19 protein-coding genes are annotated in these 21503 nt (G+C 35.8%); 11 read left to right on the forward strand and 8 right to left on the reverse strand.

The genetic code is table 11. The features are described from left to right. The 6 genes from CLV90_RS05635 (at position 1) to CLV90_RS05660 (ending at position 6648) form a co-directional block, all read left to right on the forward strand. Complete coding sequence (locus CLV90_RS05635; RefSeq protein WP_133686500.1) at positions 1-1287, forward strand: citrate synthase; 1287 nt, start codon at positions 1-3, stop codon at positions 1285-1287. A 93-nt stretch (positions 1288-1380) separates the two neighbouring features. Next, positions 1381-2295: a dimethylarginine dimethylaminohydrolase family protein gene (locus CLV90_RS05640; RefSeq protein WP_133686501.1), complete on the forward strand. Its 915-nt coding sequence runs from the start codon at positions 1381-1383 to the stop codon at positions 2293-2295. A 42-nt stretch (positions 2296-2337) separates the two neighbouring features. Beyond that, a complete protein-coding gene (gene ctlX, locus CLV90_RS05645; RefSeq protein WP_133686502.1) occupies positions 2338-3267 on the forward strand; it encodes a citrulline utilization hydrolase CtlX in 930 nt (309 codons plus the stop codon). Positions 3268-3357: 90 nt separating this feature from the next. Then, a complete protein-coding gene (locus tag CLV90_RS05650) occupies positions 3358-3969 on the forward strand; it encodes a hypothetical protein (RefSeq protein WP_133686503.1) in 612 nt (203 codons plus the stop codon). A gap of 9 nt (positions 3970-3978) precedes the next feature. Next, a complete protein-coding gene (locus tag CLV90_RS05655; RefSeq protein ID WP_133686504.1) occupies positions 3979-4470 on the forward strand; it encodes a (2Fe-2S)-binding protein in 492 nt (163 codons plus the stop codon). Positions 4471-4473: 3 nt separating this feature from the next. Further along, entirely contained in the window at positions 4474-6648 is a 2175-nt protein-coding gene (locus CLV90_RS05660; protein WP_133686505.1) for a xanthine dehydrogenase family protein molybdopterin-binding subunit, read from the forward strand. A gap of 12 nt (positions 6649-6660) precedes the next feature. Here the strand turns inward: CLV90_RS05660 and CLV90_RS05665 are convergent, their stop codons facing one another. The 3 genes from CLV90_RS05665 to CLV90_RS05675 are packed head-to-tail and all read right to left on the reverse strand — an operon-like array spanning position 6661 to position 9039. Continuing rightward, entirely contained in the window at positions 6661-8100 is a 1440-nt protein-coding gene (locus CLV90_RS05665; RefSeq protein ID WP_133686506.1) for an SDR family oxidoreductase, read from the reverse strand. Then, complete coding sequence (locus CLV90_RS05670; RefSeq protein ID WP_133686507.1) at positions 8100-8612, reverse strand: DUF1648 domain-containing protein; 513 nt, start codon at positions 8610-8612, stop codon at positions 8100-8102. Before CLV90_RS05670 ends, CLV90_RS05665 begins: the two co-directional genes overlap by 1 nt. A gap of 1 nt (position 8613) precedes the next feature. After that, positions 8614-9039 carry a hypothetical protein gene (locus tag CLV90_RS05675; RefSeq protein ID WP_133686508.1) on the reverse strand — a complete coding sequence of 142 codons (426 nt, stop codon included), beginning with the start codon at positions 9037-9039 and terminating at the stop codon, positions 8614-8616. A 116-nt stretch (positions 9040-9155) separates the two neighbouring features. On the opposite strand from CLV90_RS05675, the gene argS reads away from it, so the two are divergent. Further along, positions 9156-10937 carry an arginine--tRNA ligase gene (gene argS / locus CLV90_RS05680; protein WP_133686509.1) on the forward strand — a complete coding sequence of 594 codons (1782 nt, stop codon included), beginning with the start codon at positions 9156-9158 and terminating at the stop codon, positions 10935-10937. A gap of 73 nt (positions 10938-11010) precedes the next feature. Here the strand turns inward: argS and CLV90_RS05685 are convergent, their stop codons facing one another. Beyond that, positions 11011-11748, reverse strand: coding sequence for a bacteriorhodopsin-like (locus tag CLV90_RS05685; protein ID WP_133686510.1), 738 nt, complete (start codon positions 11746-11748; stop codon positions 11011-11013). A gap of 77 nt (positions 11749-11825) precedes the next feature. Between CLV90_RS05685 and CLV90_RS05690 the strand changes: the two genes are divergently transcribed. Continuing rightward, the gene (locus CLV90_RS05690) at positions 11826-12743 is read left to right on the forward strand and encodes a Brp/Blh family beta-carotene 15,15'-dioxygenase (protein WP_133686511.1); all 918 of its coding nucleotides are present in this window, start codon (positions 11826-11828) and stop codon (positions 12741-12743) included. Here CLV90_RS05690 and CLV90_RS05695 read toward each other — a convergent pair. The 3 genes from CLV90_RS05695 to CLV90_RS05705 all read right to left on the reverse strand — a co-directional run bounded on the left by CLV90_RS05695 (position 12734) and on the right by CLV90_RS05705 (position 16905). Next, positions 12734-15253 (reverse strand): TonB-dependent receptor, encoded by a 2520-nt coding sequence (locus tag CLV90_RS05695; RefSeq protein WP_133686512.1) that lies wholly within the window; start codon positions 15251-15253, stop codon positions 12734-12736. The two genes, CLV90_RS05690 and CLV90_RS05695, sit on opposite strands and share 10 nt — an antisense overlap. Continuing rightward, positions 15234-16145 (reverse strand): FecR family protein, encoded by a 912-nt coding sequence (locus tag CLV90_RS05700; RefSeq protein WP_133686513.1) that lies wholly within the window; start codon positions 16143-16145, stop codon positions 15234-15236. The genes CLV90_RS05695 and CLV90_RS05700 overlap by 20 nt, the downstream gene beginning before the upstream one ends. 232 nt (positions 16146-16377) lie before the next feature. Continuing rightward, entirely contained in the window at positions 16378-16905 is a 528-nt protein-coding gene (locus CLV90_RS05705) for an RNA polymerase sigma factor (protein ID WP_133686514.1), read from the reverse strand. 91 nt (positions 16906-16996) lie between these two features. Here CLV90_RS05705 and CLV90_RS05710 point away from each other — a divergent pair, with 91 nt between their 5' ends. From CLV90_RS05710 to CLV90_RS05720, 3 genes are all read left to right on the forward strand, one after another. Beyond that, positions 16997-18769, forward strand: a complete 1773-nt coding sequence (locus CLV90_RS05710; RefSeq protein ID WP_243835269.1) for a hypothetical protein — start codon at positions 16997-16999, stop codon at positions 18767-18769. 233 nt (positions 18770-19002) lie between these two features. Beyond that, positions 19003-20340: a signal recognition particle protein gene (ffh, locus tag CLV90_RS05715; RefSeq protein ID WP_133686515.1), complete on the forward strand. Its 1338-nt coding sequence runs from the start codon at positions 19003-19005 to the stop codon at positions 20338-20340. 45 nt (positions 20341-20385) lie between these two features. Next, positions 20386-21270 carry a bifunctional 5,10-methylenetetrahydrofolate dehydrogenase/5,10-methenyltetrahydrofolate cyclohydrolase gene (locus CLV90_RS05720; protein WP_133686516.1) on the forward strand — a complete coding sequence of 295 codons (885 nt, stop codon included), beginning with the start codon at positions 20386-20388 and terminating at the stop codon, positions 21268-21270. 51 nt (positions 21271-21321) lie between these two features. Here the strand turns inward: CLV90_RS05720 and CLV90_RS19200 are convergent, their stop codons facing one another. After that, positions 21322-21489: a hypothetical protein gene (locus CLV90_RS19200; RefSeq protein ID WP_166638539.1), complete on the reverse strand. Its 168-nt coding sequence runs from the start codon at positions 21487-21489 to the stop codon at positions 21322-21324. Positions 21490-21503 lie beyond the last annotated feature (14 nt).

Raw genomic sequence — 21503 nt, forward strand, 5'->3', positions numbered from 1 at the left:
ATGTCAGACAAAGCTATTTTAGAATATAATGGTCAAAAATATGAGTTTCCTGTTGTTAAGGGAACCGAAAACGAACTTGCAATTGATATCGCTACTTTGCGTTCGGTTACCAATGGAATTATAACTATTGATCCAGGGTATAAAAATACAGGTTCATGTGAAAGCGCCATTACTTTTTTAGATGGTGAGAAAGGAATTTTGCGTTATAGAGGATATTCAATTGAAGAATTAGCTGAGAAAGCAGATTTCTTAGAAGTTGCATATGCATTGATTTTTGGTGAATTGCCAAACGCAAAAGAACTAGCGAAATTTCACAAAGACATTAAGGATGAATCTCATGTAGATGAAGAGATGAAAAAGATTTTGGACGGTTTTCCAAAGTCTGCACACCCAATGGGAGTTTTGTCTTCTTTAACAAGTGCTTTAATAGCTTTTAACCCGTCGACAGTAGATGTAAGTTCTGACGATGCTATGTATCACTCAATTGTGCGTATTCTGGCTAAGTTTCCTGTTCTTGTAGCTTGGACGTTGCGTAAAAAGAAAGGTCTTCCATTAGATTATGGTGACGATAGTTTAGGGTATGTGGAGAACATTCATAAAATGATGTTTAAACGTCCTAATCAAGAGTATAAATCGAACAAATTAATTATTGAAGCTTTAGATAAATTATTGATTTTACATGCAGATCATGAGCAAAATTGTTCTACAAGTACCGTACGTATCGTAGGTTCTTCGCATGCTGGTTTATTTGCATCTTTATCAGCAGGTATCTCTGCACTATGGGGTCCATTACATGGTGGTGCTAACCAAGCTGTTTTAGAAATGCTTGAAGCAATCGAAGCAGATGGTGGCGATACTAAAAAATATATGGCGAAGGCTAAAGATAAATCTGATCCTTTTAGATTAATGGGCTTTGGTCATAGAGTGTATAAAAACTTCGACCCACGTGCTAAAATTATTAAAAAAGCTGCCGATGAAGTATTGTCAGATTTAGGTATCGATGATCCTATTCTTGCTATTGCAAAAGGTTTGGAGAAAGAAGCACTTGAGGATCAATATTTTGTTGATAGAAAATTATATCCAAACGTAGATTTCTATTCTGGTATTATCTATAGAGCTTTAGGTATACCAACAGAAATGTTTACGGTAATGTTTGCTTTAGGTAGATTGCCAGGTTGGATCGCACAATGGAGAGAAATGAGATTGAACGGCGAGCCTATTGGTAGACCAAGACAAGTTTATGTAGGTGAAAATTTAAGACCTTTTGTCGAACTCGACAAGAGGTAGATTGCTACCGTTATCAAAAAAACAAAAAGCTCTTTTAATTTTAAAGGGGCTTTTTTTTGTGCCATTTTTTAATTCATTTTAAAATATAAATTTATGTTACAGTTAAATATTAACGATGAAGTTTCAAGGTTAAAATCTGTCGTATTAGGAATTGCTAAAAGCTCTGGACCAACACCTACCGTTGAAGAGGCTTATGATCCAAAATCAATAGAACATATTAAAGCGGGTACGTATCCGGTTGAAGCAGATATGGTCGCTGAGATGGAGGGTTTTAGAAAAGTATTCGAGAAATATGATGTTAAGGTTTTTAGACCTGAGGTTCTTGAAGACTGTAACCAAATATTTACTAGAGATATTGCTTTTGTTATTGAAAACAAGCTTATCAAAGCAAATATACTACCTGATCGCGAACAAGAGGTTGAAGCGATTTTGCATGTTTTGGATAAAATCGATGATGAAAATATTTTAACACCGCCAGATGACGTTCATGTTGAAGGTGGTGATGTAATGCCTTGGAACGATTATATTTTTGTAGGCACCTATACAGCTGCTGACTATTCCTCTTATATAACTGCTCGAACTAATAAAGCTGCCGTAGCGTATTTGACAAAACAATTTCCAAACAAAACAGTGAAGTCCTTCGAATTAAGAAAGTCTAATACTGTTGCGCAAGAAAATGCATTGCATTTAGATTGCTGTTTTCAACCTTTAGGAAAAGGGAAGGCAATATTACATAAAAACGGATTTCTGGTAGAAGAGGAGTACCAATGGTTGGTAGATTTCTTTGGAAAAGAAAATATCTTCGAAATAGATGCCAATGAAATGTACCATATGTATAGTAACGTATTTTCTATTTCACCGGATGTTGTAGTGTCCGAACGTAATTTCACGCGTCTTAATAATTGGTTACGTGAACAAGGTTTTACGGTAGAAGAAATTGCCTATGCCGAAATTTCAAAGCAAGAAGGGCTGTTGCGTTGTAGTACCTTGCCTTTAATTAGAGCTTAATTTTAAAGATTTATAAAAAAGAAAAATTTAATTAGTACCCCTATGCAAATAACAAATACCATACTCATGATTCGCCCGGTGTCGTTTAGAATGAACGAGCAGACCGCTGTCAATAACTATTTTATGGAAGATATTGATATGAAGAATCAAGAGATAAATCAGAAAGCTCAAGAAGAGTTTGATGCCTTTGTATCCGCTTTAAAGGATAAAGGAGTTAATGTTATCGTTGTTCAAGACACTAATGAACCAGACACTCCGGATAGTGTTTTTCCTAATAACTGGATTTCATTTCATTCAAACGGAACAGTCGGTGTTTATCCAATGTTTGCTGAGAACAGAAGAAATGAACGTAGAGAGGATATTTTTGAAATCTTAGAACAAAGCGGTTTTAAGATCAATGATGTTATAGATTATACTTCTGCTGAAGAAGAAGAATTATTTCTTGAAGGTACAGGTAGCATATTAATAGATAGAGTAAATAAAAAGGCATATTGTGCATTATCTGAACGTGCAGATGAAGATTTGTTCATTGAGTTTTGCGAAGATTTTGATTTTTTTCCAGTGATTTTTACAGCTAATCAGTCTGTTGACGGTAAGCGATTACCTATTTATCATACAAACGTGATGATGGCTTTGGCAGAAAATTTCGTTGTCATTTGTACAGATTCTATTGATGATAAGAAGGAAAGAAAAAATGTGTTGGACCACCTTAAAAAAGATGGTAAGGAAGTGATTGTTATAACCGAACAACAAATGCATCATTTTGCTGGTAATATGCTTCAGGTTTTAGGTAGTGAAGACAAAAGGTATATGGTTATGAGTTCTGCAGCTTATGATAGTTTGCGACCAGAACAGATAGCGCAGATTGAAAATCATTGTGCAATTCTACATAGCTCATTACATACTATTGAAACTTGTGGTGGCGGTAGTGCTCGTTGTATGATGGCAGAGGTTTTTCTTCCAAAGAAATAATTTCTTTGGCTTGCCTAGTTGATTATTTGTTTAAATGGATTAATAAAAGTCAAAGCCTTTTGTTATCTTCATAGAAACCAGGTTTTGATTATGAAGCTGAAACCATTTTATATTTTTGTATCACTTTTTGTTGTTGGAGCTATACTTGTATTTGCAAGTTCTCCTAAAATATCTGGTTATTCATCTTTAGAAAATGAAGTAATAAGAGAGGCAAAATCTGATGATTCATATAACAAGGTGATGGATGTACTAACGCATCAACGTTGTATGAATTGTCATCCTAGTGATCATATACCAAAACAGGGCGATACTAGTCATCCGCATTATTTTGGTATGGCTAGAGGTGAAGATGATCATGGTTTTAAAGCAACGAGCTGTAATACATGTCATCAATCTGAAAATAATTTAAATTCGGGTGTTCCGGGTGCTCCTCATTGGGCATTGGCACCAGCTTCAATGGCTTGGGAAGGACTCACTCGCGCACAAATAGCAGAACGTTTACTTGATAAAAGCATGAATGGCAATCGAAGTCATCAAGAACTTATTGAGCATATGACCGAAGATGATTTGGTGCTTTGGGCTTGGGAACCAGGTGTAGATGCAGATGGTGAGCCAAGAACGATACCGCCAGTTTCAAAAGAAGAATTTAAGAAAGCTGTTGAAATCTGGTTTGCTAACGGAGCAATAATACCTTCTAAATAATAAAATTTTATGGAAATTTCCTTGACTGTAAATGGTGTTCTAAAAACCGTAGATATAGCAGATGAGAATACACCTTTGCTTTGGGTCCTTAGAGATACTTTAGATTTAAAAGGTACAAAGTTCGGATGCGGAAAAGCTGCCTGTGGAGCATGTACTTTGCATGTAGATGGTGAAGCGGTCAGGTCATGTTCTTATCCCGTAAAATTTGCGGAAGGAAAAAAAGTAACTACAATAGAAGGGTTAGGAGATAGAGAAAATCCGCATCCTGTTCAACAAGCTTGGATAGAGGAAATTGTACCACAATGTGGCTATTGTCAACCAGGTTTTATGATGGCAACGGCTGCGTTGTTAAACAAAGTGCCCAAACCAACAGATGAAGATATTGATAAGAATATTATAAATATATGTCGTTGCGGTACCTATTACCGAATGCGAAAAGCCATACATAAGGCGGCTGATTTGCAAGCTGAGAAATTAACTAATGATTCTAAAGAGGCATAATCGATGGCTAGTAAACGAAGTGATTCAAAGAAGGTGTCTAGAAGGAAATTCTTAGTCAAGGGCGGATTAGGAACCATAGGTGTTGTCGCCATTGGAGCCTACTTATTTAGAAGCCCGATAAGACGTCAAATTTTAGGCGTGGTTAATTCACTTGAAGCTCCTTATCTAGATAATATTGACCAACCGATGGTTTGGTTCGAGGTAACTTCTGATAATAACATCCTATTACATTCTCCCAAAATGGAAATGGGGCAGGGTACATTTACTGGTATTGCCCAAATGGCTGCCGAAGAATTGTCTGTATCTATGGATCAGATTCAAGTAGTGCATGCAGCTTCATCAACTGGTAATGTAGATAGTTTTGCCACTGGTGGTAGTACTTCTATCTCTGGACTATGGAAACCGCTTAGAGAACTTTCTGCCATGCTTCGGGTAATGCTTTTAAAAGAAGCTGCTCTTAAAATGAATGTAGGCGTTGATCAACTTTCTGTTGAAGACGGAATCATATCGGGTAATGGAAAAACATTGACTTACGCTCAGGCTGCTGAGGGAGTCGAGAATTGGGAAGTGCCAGATGTTCCTGTATTAAAAGATGCTAAAGATTATAAATACATAGGTCAACCTGTAGCTAGGGTTGATTTGGATGCGAAGGTATACGGAGATCCAATATTCGGGATGGATGCTGAAATGCCTGATATGCTTTATGGTGCCGTGGTAAGACCTTCAAAAATTGGGTCAATATTTGTCAGTGCAGATACTTCTGCGGCAGAAAATATGCCCGGAGTAATTAAAATTATCGTTGAGGATGATTTTGTGGGTGTAGTGGCAAATTCTATGATTGAAGCTGAGCGTGCTAAAGATGCTATCAATGTTACTTGGGATAGTTATGACAATTTAAATACCGAGGAAATCGTAAAAATGATGACTGTCGGCAACGGAAAGTCTTCGGTGATACAGAAGAACGGAGACTCTTTTGGTAATCAAGATGAAGTAGTCACTTTAGAATTTAGAAGTCCAATTGGGGCACATGCTCAAATTGAACCAAATGGTGTTGTTGCATTTGTAGATGGTGATACTGCGACCATAAAGATATCGACTCAGGTTGTGGGTCTTACTAGAAAAGAGGTGGCAAAGCGTTTAGATTTAGATGTAGAAAAAGTCAATGTAATACCTACCTATTTAGGTGGTGGTTTTGGTAGAAGATTGCATACACCACATGCTGTGCAGGCTGCAATAATGTCAAAAGCCGTAGGTAAACCTGTTAAATATTTTTTTAGTAGAAAAGAAGAATTTCAACATGATATGTTTCGACCACCAACACATCATGTTGTTAAAGGAAAATTAAATGATCAGGGTTATTTAGACGGTCTTGAACATCAGTTCGTGAGTGGCGATGTTGCCACCGATTCTGCTCTAATACCTAATGCACTTACCAACTTTTTGGGTGCAGATGTTGGCGCTATTCGCGGCGGATTCATTCAATACACCGCTATACCTAATTTTAAAGCGGAGTGTTGGCACGTAGCATTGCCTTTTGCTACCAGTTGGTGGCGTAGTTTGGGGTTATTAGCAAATACGTTCGCAATGGAAAGTTTTATGGATGAAATGGCGTTAAAAGCAAATAAGAATGCGGTCGATTTTAGATTGCATCAAATTGCAGATGAACCAATTGACATCCGTTTAAAAAATGTAATTAAAGCCGCTGCCGAAAAAGCCAATTATAGCGAAGAAGTAAAAGATGGTCGTGCTATGGGTTTTGCTGCTTCTATAGATGCAAATACACCCTGCGCACAGGTAGCGGAGGTTTCAATCGTAGATAGTGAAATTGTAGTACATAAGGTAACGATTGCTATGGATCCAGGTTTGGCCGTTAATCCTGATCAAATTCGTGCACAATGCGAAGGTTGTATAATTATGGGAATGAGTGCCGTACTTTACGAGCAAATGTTTGTGGAGGACGGAGAATTAACGCCAACAATTTACGGACCTTATCAAATGGCATTGATGAAGAATGCACCAAAAGAAATTGATGTAGTTTTATTGCAAGGTAAAGATACACCAGGTGCAGTAGGGGAGCCACCTCTGGGTCCAATTGGTGCCGCGATTGCCAATGCAGTTAGACGCTTAACGGGAGAACGATTAACTGAATTGCCATTAAAGATTTCAAAGAAGGCTTAATAGAAGTTCTGATTATTGATTAGTATTTTTCTGATTAGCGATATTTTTGATCATTCCACCAAAAATGAAGTAGTGGAGCGGCACTATGCTATACCAATATAATCTACCTCGTAAGCCACGTGGTCTAAATGTTGCGGTTTGATGTAGCACATTATTCTCGTCAATCTTGAACTCTAACCATGCTTCGCCCGGTAATTTCATTTCGGCGAATAGCAGTAGTCGTTTTGCTTTTTTATCTGCTAATAGTACCCGCCAAAAATCTAGCGAATCACCAGCAAATATTTTGTTTGGATGTGTTCTTCCACGTCGTAGACCCACACCACCAGAAAGCTTATCCAAAAATCCGCGTATTTTCCAAAGCCAGTTGCCGTAATACCATCCGGTTTCACCGCCAATACTCCAAATGCGTTCTAATACTTTCTCGGGATTCGAAATTTTTACTTGTTTATAATCCTTTAGTACTCCAAATTTTGGAACTTGTATATGCTTTTCAAGATTATCGACAAATCGCCCGCTGATCATGCTATCCTTCCAACTACTTATTACTAAGTTCTGCTCAATTTTTTTAAAGGCTAAATCAATTGCTTCTTTGTAGGTGTGGGGAGTAATGTCAAGAATATCTTGTAATCGAGTGTCTTTTGCGACTACTTCGATCTTCATACTATCCACTAGATTCAATGCCAATTTATATGAGGTAGAGGTTACAAAATATAACCAATACGAAGACAGTTTTGGGGTCATTACGGGTACGGTCCAAATCCAGTTTTTGAACCCCCTGACTTCTGCGTATTTATGCAGCATTTCTTTATAGGTCATTACATTAGGACCTGCAATGTCGAAAGAATCGTTATACGTTTTTTCATTCCCTAATACACCTGTTAGAAATGTAATGACATCACGTATGGCAATAGGTTGCGTTTTTGTCAATACCCATTTCGGTGTAACCATCACAGGTAATTTTTCACACAAATCACGAATAATTTCAAAAGAAGAACTGCCGGATCCTACAATGATACCTGCTCTTAACACCGTTAATTTGAAGTCGCCCTGATATAAAATATCTTCTACATTTTTTCTAGATTGTAAGTGTTTAGAAAGGTTGTTGTCATTCACAATTCCGCTCAAATAGATTACTTGTTTAATTTGAGTGTCGGCAACATGTTTATTGAAGTTTTCAGCCGTCTTTGCCTCCATTTCATCAAAATCTTGTATTGAAGAACTCATGGAGTGAATTAGAAAATAGGCGGCATCAATATCTTTGGGTACTACATTTTCTTTTGGTTCCTCTAGAAAGTCAATTTCAATAACATCTATTTGCTGCCTGGTTTCTTTATCTATAGAAAGTCTGGTTTCATCTCGTACCGCACAAACAATTTCATGACCCATTTCTAATAGCTGCGGCAAAATACGCATACCTATATAACCATTGGCTCCTGTAAGTAGTATCTTCATTACTTAGCTATTTTGAACATCTTAAAAATGAAATAAATTGGTAGTAGTGTTACCATGGCTACAATAATTATAGATAGACTTGATATTTTAAAACCTAAGTCGATTTTATGAGCAAGTAAAATAATTTCTACTATTGTTGGAGTAGCTATGATTGATATTAATAAGTTTATATATATCAATGTTTGCAAAGACATTTTATAAACTTCTGGGGCATTATTCTCTGTTACTTTAACCGGGTAATTCATATTCCATGGCTTTACCTTTTTTATGATTAAAGCTAAAAGGGCATAGGTTAATCCCATTATTAAAGGAAGGGTCCAAATTGAATCTTTGTCTCCATAACCATCAACATCTCCCTTGTAATTAAAATGTGTAGGAATGCTATCTGGTAAATCGTGGTAAAAAACACCAGCAATTAAAAAATTCACCGCAATTATAATCCATCCTAAAGCGATTTGCCTTTGTTGCTTTTTAGTAAGTTTTATATCTAATTTGGGTGAATCTGCGAACATATTATAAATCTTCTATAGCGGTTGGTGCATTATCAGCTTTATAGCCCACTAGTTTTTTAAAGAATTTCTGTACTGCTTTGGTGTCAGACTCAACTTTAATAAAATGATGGTCTCTATAAATGGAATAAACAGATGCTTCTCCTTTATAAAGGGTGAGTTTGTAGTAGGGTATAATCAAAGCATAGCTTTCTAACAAAGAGCGAAAACCGACAATAATACCTTTAGGTCTCATTTCTATATTACAAATATCTCTGTTATTATCTAAAATCAATAAATTTCTAATTTCTACACTAGTATCGGTAATAATGAGTTTTGGGGAGCCAATGCCGCCCAATGCCCATCGTTCTTTTAATGTAAAAGGCGTACCCACTTCTTCATTTATTTTTTTGATAATCTCTTTATTATTGTAAGATACATTTACAAGCATGCGTATTTGATTGTTGTGTTTTTATTAAAGTTAGCGAAAAGGCGAATGAATGCCGCATCTGTTTACCTTAAAAGCCTAAAAAATGATTAGTTTTGCAGCCTTAATTAAACGTTTTGGTGAATATTCAAGAGGTACTATCAGATAAAGTAAAAGAAGCGGTTCAATCTATCTTTGACAAGCAATTGCCAAATGTAGAATTTCAACCTACACGTAAAGATTTTGAAGGCGATGTCACTATTGTGGTTTTCCCGATGTTGCGCGTGGTAAAGGGGAATCCGGTTCAAATTGGTGAGCAGATTGGTGCATACTTAGAGGAGCATGTAGATGCTGTTGCTGGCTTTAATGTGATTAAGGGATTTTTGAATATCGTTATTAACGATGGTTTCTATTTAGATTTTTTTAATTCGATTTCTTCAGTGGAGAATTTCGGATTTGTAAAGGAGTCTGATGATGCGGTTATGGTAGAATATTCTTCGCCAAATACTAATAAGCCATTGCACCTTGGGCATATTCGTAATAATTTATTAGGATATTCTGTTGCTGAAATTTTAAAGGCATCGGGTAAGAAAGTCTACAAAACACAAATAATCAATGACCGCGGAATTCATATTTGTAAAAGTATGGTAGCTTGGCAAAAGTTCGGAAGCGGAGAAACGCCAGAGTCTACAGGTCTTAAAGGAGATAAGCTAGTTGGTAATTATTACGTTGCTTTTGATAAAGCGTACAAAGAACAAATTGCGACATTAGTAGCTGAAGGTACTGACGTAAAAGTTGCCGAAAAAGAAGCTCCGATTTTACTGGAAGCAAAAGATATGCTTTTAAGGTGGGAGGCTGGCGATGAAGAAACGGTTGCGCTTTGGAAAACCATGAATGGTTGGGTGTACAAAGGTTTTGAGGTTACGTATAAGAATTTAGGAGTTGATTTTGATACGCTGTATTATGAAAGTGATACTTACCTTTTAGGAAAAGATGTAGTTGCTGAGGGATTAAAAAAAGGTGTTTTCTTTAAAAAGGAAGATGGTAGTGTTTGGATAGATTTAACCGAAGACGGCTTAGATGAGAAGATTGTTCTTCGTTCAGATGGTACTGCGGTTTACATGACCCAAGATATTGGTACTGCGATACAACGTGTAAAAGACCACCCAGATGTAAATGGTATGGTGTATACTGTAGGGAACGAGCAAGATTATCACTTTAAAGTATTGTTCTTAATACTACAGAAACTAGGTTTCTCTTGGTCTAAAAAACTACATCATCTAAGTTACGGGATGGTAGATTTACCAAGCGGAAAAATGAAAAGTAGAGAAGGTACTGTTGTTGATGCCGATGATCTTATGGCAGATATGACACAAACTGCCGCTACAATTTCTGAAGAATTAGGTAAGCTGGAAGATTATAATGAAACCGAAAAGCAATCGCTTTATAAAATGATTGGTTTAGGTGCATTAAAATACTACATATTAAAAGTAGATCCTAAAAAACGAATTTTATTTGATCCTGAAGAATCTGTAGATTTTCAAGGAAATACTGGTCCGTTTATTCAATATACTTACGCTCGTATTCAGTCTATCTTAAGGAAGGCAGAAAGTATGGGTATCGATATTTCTAAAGATGCCAAGGTTACGGAATTACACGGAAAGGAAAAGGAGTTGATTAAACAACTTCAAATCTTCCCAGATATCATTCAGTTAGCTGCGGAGAATTATAGTCCGGCATTGATTGCGAATTATACTTATGATTTGGTGAAGGAATTTAATTCGTTCTACCAGCAAGTTTCTATACTTGGCGAGTCTGACGAAGAGAAGAAAGTTTTACGTGTTCAGTTATCTAAAAAAGTTGCTGAGGTTATACAAGATGCATTCAAATTATTGGGTGTTGAAGTGCCTGAGCGCATGTAAAAAAAAAGATCGCCGAAGCGATCTTTTTCATAGCAACTATAATTATTAACCAACTAAATATGTTGCTATTATATTATGCAGTTTTTTTTGCGGTAACTGCTGCACTATACACAACAAGACCAAATCCTATTTTGTTTATTGCATCTCCTATGTTATAGATAACATCCATATTAAGACCTAAGTCTCCGAGTCCATCATACCATCCAGGCGTGCCTGCCATGTAACCCAGTGGATAAATTGCCCATCCTACAAGTACAAACCAACATAAAGTTTTGTGTGCGGTTAGTACGGCCCCACCTGCCTGCTCTGCCAATTTTTTTGCAGAACCAAACCAAATTTCATATACAATATAAAAGTACGCAAGACCTGAGATTAATCCCCAAACAGCTGGTCCGCTACCTGTGGTGTAAACTGCCTCTCCAAAGTATCCTGTTACTAACATTACTACTGAAGCTAAAATTAGTTTCCAGAGTAGTGATTTTTTAGCGCCGGCTACTTTAAGAATTAAATAGAACTCTACACACATTAGTGGTACAGTTAATGTCCAGTCAACATATCTAAAGAAAGTTGGTGACTCTCCAAAAGCCTCCCAATAATCTCTCATATAAAAATAATGTACTGCGGCAATAAATGTAATTATACCAGAAACTAAGATTGATGTTCTCCATTTAGAATCAAATTGACTCAATGAAAGAAAAAAGAAAGCAGATGCAGCCATCATAGCCATAGATCCAATAAAAAAGGTAAAACCTACATAATCATCTGGTGCCATTTTGGAAACCAGAGAAATTGAAGTAATAAAATGTTCCATAGTTTAAGTTTTTATAAATTGTTTAAGTAAATTTACAAAAGATTAAACAGTATTTGTTTAACTAAAATGTTAAAATATTGAACAAAATAAAAAATAAGCATACTGATTTTATCAAGTTAGAAAGCATAACTATTGTAGCCACGTTCTTTTCATTGTGGTTGGCGGTTATTTTTGAAGACATGATAGAGCATGTTATGGCCTATATTTTTATTCTTTCTTTTGGAATTTTACATGGTGCAAATGACCTTACTCTGCTTCAGAGGACTGATACTAAGAAGAAATTAACTCGAAATTATTTCAAGATTCTTTTGTATTATGTAGTTTTTGTATTTGGCAGTATATTAATTTTTTATCTAGTGCCAAGCCTAGCGTTAATTGTGTTTGTGCTTTTTAGTGGTTATCATTTTGGAGAACAACATTTTATTTCTAAGACCATTAAAGCATCTTTTACAATTAGTGGCCTTTATTTCACCTATGGTACGTTTATTCTTTTCCTCCTTTTTAGTTCAAATTATATGGCAACAGTCGAGATTATTAAAAATATAATAGGTTACTCTGTTCCTAAATCTATATTTGAAATTGGATTACTTATTAGTGGTTTAAGTACATTGGCTTTTAGTATCATCTTAATATTGAAGAAAGAATTGAAAATTTACCCGATAAAGGAGCTGTTTTTTATAGTAATATTTTTTGTGGTTTTTAAAACAGCTTCTTTGTTATGGGGTTTTACTATATATTTCATCCTTTGGCATTCCATTCCCTCCCTTTATGATCAGATATTCTTTTTGCATGGTCATATTAATAAAAGTTCCTTTCGTTCATTTGTGGTAACATCATTACCATATTGGTTAATTTCTGTTGTGGGACTACTTTTCTTGCTATTTATTTTTAGAGATAACTTTGAAAAGTCTTTAGCTTTCTTTTTCTCTTTTTTGGCTGCTATAACCTTTCCTCATGTATTGGTGATTAAAAAGTTAAATCAAAATCAAAACTGAATCCTAAAACTAGCATTGGGCGTAATACCTAATGATAAGCGTTCAATAGTTTCAATAGTATTACCATTTTGCAGCCTGTAATAGGTGTTTAAGGTATTTTGTCTATTCGTGAAATTTAATACTGATACGCCAAAAATAGCATTCATTTTATCGCCCATTTTTAAGGTGTAATTTGCTGATGCATCTGCCCTGAAATATTCGGGTAGTCTGCTGCTATTAGGTTCTTCGTAATTTATTTCAGTAGGAAAAACATTAGCATTTATGGGGTCACTCTCATCTGGTCGGGTAAATGGTTTTCCAGATTTGTAATTAATACCTATTCCTAATTTAAGATCACCTAGGGTGTAATTGCCTGCAAGGGTGATAGCATGTCTAACATCTAAGTTGTTTGGAAATGTAGCTGGATTTAAGATATCAAATGTGTAATCGTTTTTATTGAAGGTGTAGCTAAGCCATGCGCTATAGTCGTTATTCTTTGTATTAATTAAAAACTCGGCTCCTTTAACTGCGTACGAGCCAATTTCACCATCAAACTGATTCTGATTTTGGAAACCTTGGGTGTATACATTAATACCATTTACTTCTTTGTAAAAAGCATCTATGCCTACGTATAATTTATTGGTATCATAATTAAAACCAATAGATCCCTGTTTGCTTTTGGTGATGGGTAAGGCGTCACCATCAGAAAGTATCCATCTTCTTTTTTCTATACCTAGAAAGTTCTGTTCCAAATCGATGATCTGATTGGTAACCTGACTTTTAAATTCGCCTAATACTTCGGTTTTAAAATGCGGCAGTAGCTCATAACTAACATTAATTCGAGGTTCAAAGATGTATTCTTGAAAGGTATCCAAGTTTTCGATATAGTTCAATCTTCCACCAATAAACCCAGTTAATTTCTCATCTTCTGAGCTATAGTATATTTCACTGAATAACCCGTGTTTACGAATTACGCCTTTTATATTACTGGCAAATGGTGGCTGATTAACATTGGTAGTATTTTCAATTCCTGTTTCGGTAAATTCATAACCGTTCATCCAAGCTAGGTTCTCTCTTAGGTTATAGTTGGTAGTTAATTTGATATTTGATTCTTTTACTAGATTATTCTGTTCTAACTGCTGGGCATCATTGTTAGATATGGATAGGGCATCCAAATCATACTGCGTGTAATAGATGCTAAGTTGAGATGAAAAATAATCTGTCCATTGGCTCTGTAATTCAGCACCAATAGAAAAATTATCCTGATTCAGATTACTTCTGTTTGGAGCAAGTGTATCGTTAGCTGTTTCAATGTAATTAAGATTATTGCTCATGTTAATTAAACTCACACTTGCTTTCTGATACGGATTGATTTCATACATAAACTTCGCCGTGAGATCATAGAAATAGAATTCGCTCTCACTATTTACTTCGGTGTCTTGAAATGCCTTTTCTGAGAAGGTAGTGTACGTGGGAGTATTCAAAAAATCGGTGTATGATCTACGTGCAGATACTTGTAATGCCATGTTATCTTGAATGGGAATTTCACCAAAAACATCGCCCGAGATTAAATTGAATCCGGCTCCACCGGAAATGTTTAATGGTAACTCATCTTTGGTGTGCATGCTCAAAGTTCCGCTAATACCATCACTATACATGGCAGATGTACCATTTTTGATGATGGTCACTTTTTCTGTTACATACGGATTGAATGCTGATATTAACCCGAAAAAGTGTCCGGTTTGGTACATTTTAATTCCGTCCCACAGAATAAGATTTTGGTCATTTGTGCCACCTCGTATATTGATGTCAGATACCGTTTCATCAACACTCTTAATTCCCGGTAAAGCTTGAACGGTTTGCAGAATATCTGGTTCGCTTACTCCAGGTAGAATTCCGAATTCCGCGGGACTCAATTCAAAACCTGCGTTGTTAAGTTTATTTAATCCTATGGTTAGAAACTGCGTTACAATTACTTCATCTAACTCTTGGTAGCTGAGCGCCATAGCAATAGTTTTGCAATCGGAAGTTTTTGAAAGTTCTTTCGCTTCAATAAAAATGGGCTTGTAACCAAGATGTTTTATGTAGACTAATGAATTTATGGGAACATTTTCAAAGCTGAAAGAACCATTTTCATCTGTAACTCCAGAGAGGTTAGATTCATAAATTTCAACTGTGGCACCGGGTATATTGTTTTCTTGAAAGTTGTCGAAAACATAACCACAGATAGAAATCGTGGTAGTTTTGGTTAGAGTGTAATAACGGTCGTTTAATTTGTTGATGGTTATTCCCGTTACTTCCCTTAATTCGGTGAGAATTTCATCAAGATCATTGGATGTTGGTTTTGTGATGTAGACAGTATCAACATCGGAATCGGCATAAGAGAATTTTATATCAAATTTAGATTCTAGTCCAGATAAGAAATCGCGAAGCGAGGTACTGTCATTTGTTGTATTTTGAGCATAGCTCGCCCCACTGAAAATCAGTAAGAAAAATAAGGTGATAAGAGTATTAAGGTGCTTCTTCAGCATAGAACAGCACTTTGTTCCCATCTAAGTTAAACTTAATTTGTAAAGGAACGCTTATGCTTTTAAGGGCAAGGTCTAAATTTTCATTGCTAAACGAGCCTGTAAAAAGCTGTGCGGTATCAATATCCTTTGCCGTAATCTCAACATTGAATTGTCGTTGCAATTCATCTAAGACATAATGTAATGGAATACTTGTAAAAGAACTTTCTTTAGACAACCAAGAAGGTTTGCCATCTACGATAGCTTTAGACATGGTGCTTTTTCCGTTTATTGCAAGCAATGAATTCCCTGCAGGTAGTTTGGTTTCTTCACCGTTGATTGTGACACTTACCAAGCCTTCAAAACAGGTGACTTCAAAATAATCTTCCCTTGTTTCTACATTAAATTGAGTTCCTAAAACAGTTACCAATCCTTCAGCCGTTTCTACGGTGAACTTTTTTCCTTTGGCTACTTTAAAATAAGCTTCTCCTTTTAAATCAACATTTCTATTGGTATCCCATTTTTTTTCACTGAAAGCCAATTCAGATTCGGCATTCAATATAACTTCAGAAGTATCTGGTAGGGTGATTGATTTGTTTTCGGCGTATTCCGTTGTATAAGATTCGTTCAAAGTATTTAAATAAAAGAACGACGCGGTAAGTAACACGGCAACTACAGCGGCAACACGAAGAAACTTCTTGAATGGAGATAAGATAAATACCTTGGTTTCTTCTACGGACTTCGTTTCTTCAATAGATTCCCATGCTTTATCCACATCAAATTCAGGAGATTCTAGCTGTGCCGCCGACTCCTTAATTTTCTGATATGTATCATAAGCTTCCGACTTCTTGAACTCAGCCAGTTCAGCTTCCGTCAATTCATCATTAAGCCATTTTGCTAAGTAATTGTCTTGCATATTTTTAGCTTTGTATTAGTATAACAACTGAGTATTAGATTACCCTACTTTTTTACTTTTATATTAAGTACTAAGTACTAAGTACTAAGTACTAAGTACTAAGTACTGAGTACAAAGTATTAAGTAGTTGTGTTGTTTAATTGAAATGTAAAAAGTTTTTTCACTAACTCACTAACTCACTAACTCACTAACTCACTAACTCACTAACTCACTAACTCACTAACTCACTAACCTATATTCCATCAATCTGTTCCCTTAAACTTTTCAATGCCAAATGCATCCTTTTTTCGATTGCTTTGACGCTTACGCCTTCCATTTTTGCAATCTCGGTATATTTTTTTCCATCAATCCTATTTAATAAAAAAGTAGTGCGCTGATTTTCTGGCAGACTATTCAAAGCGTTGTCTAATTTTTCTTTGAACTGATTTTCCTCCATAATAAATTCCGGAGATTCATTAGTAGTCTTTAAAGTAGCATCGGCATATTTTAAACGAACCTTTTCTGCCTTAATAACATTTAGGTATAGATTATTGGCAACGGTATATAAATATGATTTTGCTTTTTCCGGTGCCACCTTGGCGCAATTCTCCCATAGCTTTACAAATGCTTCTTGTACAGCATCGTTTGCTTTCTCTTCATTACCAAATTTGTAATAAATATAATTGAAGATGGATTTAGACGTTTCGTTAAAAACACTTTTGTAAACCTGTTCTTCGCACACATTTAGTTGTTGGTCTGCTTTCAATAGATTGCTTTTCATCAAAGATATTTGAAAAAAAATAAAAAAGAAGGTAGGGTATTTTTAAAGTCGGTTGTTTTAGAAACATAATAACAAACAATACCAAGTCATTATGAAAAAGATTTTTAAATATGCAATGTATGTTAGCCTACTAACAATTGCGCTGAGCTTTACTGCTTGTCAAGATGAGATCGAAGAAATTAATAACGGAGAAGAGCCAACTGCAATTACAGCAAATTCTGCTACAGCAGATTTAATTCAACGTACCAGTTCTAACGATGGTTCTTGCGATAATATCGTTGATGGTACAAGTTGTTTTCAAATCAATTTTCCATATACGGTTAAGGTAAACGGAATAACACTTACCATTGAGTCTGAAGATGATATTGAGCAGATAGAAGAAATTTTTGATAGTATAGATGATGATGAAAATCTTCTAGATATCATTTTCCCTGTTACCATTACTGCGGGCGACTTCTCTGAATTTACCATCAACGGGTTAGACGAATTACGTTCATTAGCTGCAGATTGTAAAGAAGGCGGCGAAGATGAAGATATAGAATGTATAGATTTTGTGTATCCTATGACGATGTTCACCTTTAATGTCAACTTAGAGCAGACCAGTACTGTTGAGGTTACAAGTGATCGTGAATTACGTTTGTTCTTTAAAGATTTGGGAGATGATAGTTTAATAAGTTTTGATTTTCCCGTGACGTTAGAATTACATGACCAAACTACTATTGTAGTAGAAAGCAATCAAGAATTGGCAATTGCTATTGAGAATGCAAAAGATGATTGTGATGAAGATGACGACGATGATTACAACGATGATGACTTTGACAAAGATGAGTTAAATGAAGAATTGATCGAGTGTGTATGGTTTGTTACAGAATTTAAAAGAGACAATGTTGACCAGACTCCGCAATACGTAAACTACATTTTAAACTTTAAAGAAGATGGTACGGTAAGTACTGGGTTTAACGGTGCAACTGTAGTTCAAGGTACTTGGACAACAACCGTTGGCGATGATGGTGCAAAACTTACTATGGAATTCGAGAATTCTACCGATTTCAATTTAGAATGGAATGTCTACGATTTAGGATATGATAAAATCAAGTTATTCAGTGGTGATGGTAACCGAATAATCATGAAGCAATTCTGTGAAGAAGACTTATTGGAGTTAACCACAGGAAGTATAGGTGAGACTTTAAGAGATTGTATTTGGGTCATTAAAAGAGTAAAGAACAACGGTGAACAAGTCAATAGATTATTAGGTGGTGAGTTTGAGTTTCAAACAGAAGGAGTTATTACACTTACTAACAATGCTACGGTTTCTGAAGGTACTTGGACTATGACTACCAATGCACAAGGGCGTTTTGTAGTAGCTATAACTATAGGTGATGAAGGTGCAGTGAGTTTTGAGTGGTTGTTGAGCGATTTAAAAGATAGAATTATAAAGTTTAATGTAGAAGAGACATTCTATGAATTGGTAATCGTTAAAAAATGTGTTGATGATGACGAGGAAGAGGAGGATATCACATTCATTAAAAGCATATTCAATAATACGGAATGGGATGTCGCTTACTTCGCAGAAAATAATGATGAGTCTACTGAGCTTTTTGTGAACGATTCATTTTATCTAGCAAATGACGGAAGCCTAGAAATTAGAAACCCTAATGGTGTTGTTTTAACTAATGGCATGTGGTTTGTATATAGAAATACATTTAGCGGTAAGTTAGAAATGATTATTTCTTTCGAAGAAGGTAGTAATTACGAGCCGTTGGCAAATGATTATCAGATATTAGAAATAGATGAAATGAGAATTGAGCTTAAGCATGAAAATGATACAGGTTTATATGATCATTTGGTTTTAGAAAGAGAATAAAAGTAAAACATCCAGAAATATGCCGCCAACAGTAAAGAGTTGGGCCTCGTTGGCGGTATTGATGGAGGTTTTAGTTCAGGAGTTTATGAAAATGTAATTCCTTTTTTGCCCCACAACTAAGTTTAGAGCATCCATTTTTTCAATGGGTGCTCTTTTGTTTTGTTATTTTATGGTACATGCTACTGAATTTACGCTGATATTATTAAATTTGTAACCCCTTAAAAAAGAAAAGAATGTTCGATAATTTAAGCGATAAGCTAGATAAGGCTTTACATGTACTAAAAGGACATGGTCAGATTACAGAAATTAATGTTGCAGAGACTACCAAAGAAGTACGCCGAGCCTTATTGGATGCGGATGTTAACTTTAAAATAGCTAAAGAATTTACCAATAGGGTAAAAGAAAAGGCATTGGGGCAAGATGTATTGACCACGTTACAACCTGGTCAGTTAATGGTAAAGATTGTAAAAGATGAACTTACCCAATTAATGGGTGGTGAGTCTGAAGGTATTAATCTATCTGGCAATCCGTCTGTTATTTTAATGTCCGGTTTGCAGGGTTCTGGTAAGACTACTTTTTCTGGTAAGCTTGCAAATTTCCTGAAAACTAAAAAATCTAAAAAACCATTATTGGTTGCTTGTGATGTTTATCGTCCGGCAGCAATAGATCAGTTGCATGTTGTTGGTGAGCAAATTGATGTTCCTGTATATTCTGATAGAGAAAATACGGATCCAGTTTCTATCGCTCAAGCAGGTATTGCAAAGGCAAAGGCAGAAGGGCATAATGTAGTTATTATTGATACCGCTGGTCGTTTAGCTGTAGATGAGAAAATGATGGCAGAGATATCTGACATTCATAAAGCGATTCAGCCGCAAGAGACTTTGTTCGTTGTAGATTCTATGACGGGTCAAGATGCTGTGAATACGGCAAAAGCCTTCAACGATATCTTGAATTTTGATGGTGTTATCTTAACCAAACTAGATGGTGATACCCGTGGTGGTGCCGCTATTTCTATTAAATCTGTGGTAGATAAACCAATTAAATTTATTGGTACCGGTGAGAAGATGGAAGCTATCGATATCTTCTATCCATCACGTATGGCAGATCGTATTTTGGGTATGGGTGATGTAATATCACTTGTTGAAAGAGCTCAAGAGCAGTTTGATGAAGATGAAGCTAGAAAGATTCAAAAGAAAATTGCCAAAAATAAATTCGGATTCGATGATTTTCTGAGTCAAATTCAGCAAATCAAGAAGATGGGTAATATGAAAGACCTTATGGGGATGATTCCTGGTGCAGGAAAAGCCTTAAAAGGTTTGGATATTGATGATGATGCTTTCAAGCATATTGAAGCTATTATTTATTCAATGACTCCAGAAGAACGTTCTACGCCTTCTAAATTAAATGCAAGTAGAAAAAAACGTATTGCAAAAGGTGCAGGTAGAGAAGTTCAAGAAATCAATCAGCTTTTAAAGCAGTTTGATCAAATGAGCAAGATGATGAAAATGATGCAAGGTGGCGGCGGTAAGAAGATGATGCAGATGATGGGTGCCATGAAAGGAATGAAATAAATACCGAAATACACAACCAAACAACATAACTTAAAGGAAGCTGGCATGGAATTATTGGATGGTAAAAAAGTATCCAACGAAATAAAAGAAGAGATCAAGGCAGAGGTTGCCAAGATGAAAGAACGTGGTGAAAAAGTACCACACTTAGCAGCGATTATTGTTGGTAGTGATGGCGCTAGTTTAACTTACGTAGGTAGTAAAGTACGTTCTTGCGAGCGTATCGGTTTTGAATCTACTTTAATTCAAATGCCGAGTACCACTTCTGAGCAAGAATTATTGAACAAGATTAAAGAATTGAACGTTGATGATGATATCGATGGTTTTATTGTTCAATTGCCTTTACCAGAGCAAATAGATACCCAAAAGGTGATTATGGCCGTTGATCCAGATAAGGATGTGGACGGATTTCATCCAACCAATTTTGGTAAAATGGCGTTAGATATGAGTACGTTTATACCTGCTACGCCGTTTGGTATTCTTGAATTACTGGAGCGCTACAAAGTAGATACTAAAGGTAAACATACTGTAGTTATTGGTCGTAGCCATATTGTAGGTAGACCAATGAGTATTTTAATGGGTAGAAAAGGGTGGCCAGGTAACTCTACCGTTACACTTACCCATAGTCACACTAAAAATATTACGCAGATTATTTCTCAAGCAGATATTGTTATCTCTGCATTAGGAGTGCCAAAATTCTTGAAAGCAGAAATGGTAAAAGATGATGCTGTAGTAATCGATGTGGGTATTACTAGAGTACCAGACGAGACTAGAGAAAAAGGATACTATATTACTGGTGATGTTGATTTTGAAAATGTAAGTAAAAAAGCATCGTTTATTACTCCTGTACCTGGTGGTGTCGGTCCTATGACGATTGCAATGTTGTTGAAAAATACATTGTTAGCTCGTGAGAGACATAGAAGTAGAAACTAATTTTCTTTAAGATTATAAAATGAGCCTTGCAATACTATTGTAAGGCTTTTTTTATGCCGGTAATTTCTTGATGGTTACTCCCGTTTCAGTAGTGTCATTCGGTGTTAAGATGTCGATGTCGTTGCTATCATCATAATCGCAACTTGCTACTAATGTTATCGAAACTCCGATTAATAAGGTGTATAATAATTTTTTAATAGCGTAGGTTTTAGGGTGCAAGACAAAAAGGTTAT

This window comes from Maribacter spongiicola (genome assembly GCF_004364165.1).
GTDB lineage: Bacteria > Bacteroidota > Bacteroidia > Flavobacteriales > Flavobacteriaceae > Maribacter > Maribacter spongiicola.

Coding starts and splice junctions, on each gene's coding strand:
- CLV90_RS05635 (WP_133686500.1), top strand. CDS start 1: ATGTCAGACAAAGCTATTTTAGAATATAATGGTCAAAAATATGAGTTT.
- CLV90_RS05640 (WP_133686501.1), top strand. CDS start 1,381: ATGTTACAGTTAAATATTAACGATGAAGTTTCAAGGTTAAAATCTGTC.
- ctlX (WP_133686502.1), top strand. CDS start 2,338: ATGCAAATAACAAATACCATACTCATGATTCGCCCGGTGTCGTTTAGA.
- CLV90_RS05650 (WP_133686503.1), top strand. CDS start 3,358: ATGAAGCTGAAACCATTTTATATTTTTGTATCACTTTTTGTTGTTGGA.
- CLV90_RS05655 (WP_133686504.1), top strand. CDS start 3,979: ATGGAAATTTCCTTGACTGTAAATGGTGTTCTAAAAACCGTAGATATA.
- CLV90_RS05660 (WP_133686505.1), top strand. CDS start 4,474: ATGGCTAGTAAACGAAGTGATTCAAAGAAGGTGTCTAGAAGGAAATTC.
- CLV90_RS05665 (WP_133686506.1), bottom strand. CDS start 8,100: ATGAAGATACTACTTACAGGAGCCAATGGTTATATAGGTATGCGTATT.
- CLV90_RS05670 (WP_133686507.1), bottom strand. CDS start 8,612: ATGTTCGCAGATTCACCCAAATTAGATATAAAACTTACTAAAAAGCAA.
- CLV90_RS05675 (WP_133686508.1), bottom strand. CDS start 9,039: ATGCTTGTAAATGTATCTTACAATAATAAAGAGATTATCAAAAAAATA.
- CLV90_RS05685 (WP_133686510.1), bottom strand. CDS start 11,748: ATGGAACATTTTATTACTTCAATTTCTCTGGTTTCCAAAATGGCACCA.
- CLV90_RS05695 (WP_133686512.1), bottom strand. CDS start 15,253: ATGCTGAAGAAGCACCTTAATACTCTTATCACCTTATTTTTCTTACTG.
- CLV90_RS05700 (WP_133686513.1), bottom strand. CDS start 16,145: ATGCAAGACAATTACTTAGCAAAATGGCTTAATGATGAATTGACGGAA.
- CLV90_RS05705 (WP_133686514.1), bottom strand. CDS start 16,905: ATGAAAAGCAATCTATTGAAAGCAGACCAACAACTAAATGTGTGCGAA.
- CLV90_RS05710 (WP_243835269.1), top strand. CDS start 16,997: ATGAAAAAGATTTTTAAATATGCAATGTATGTTAGCCTACTAACAATT.
- ffh (WP_133686515.1), top strand. CDS start 19,003: ATGTTCGATAATTTAAGCGATAAGCTAGATAAGGCTTTACATGTACTA.
- CLV90_RS05720 (WP_133686516.1), top strand. CDS start 20,386: ATGGAATTATTGGATGGTAAAAAAGTATCCAACGAAATAAAAGAAGAG.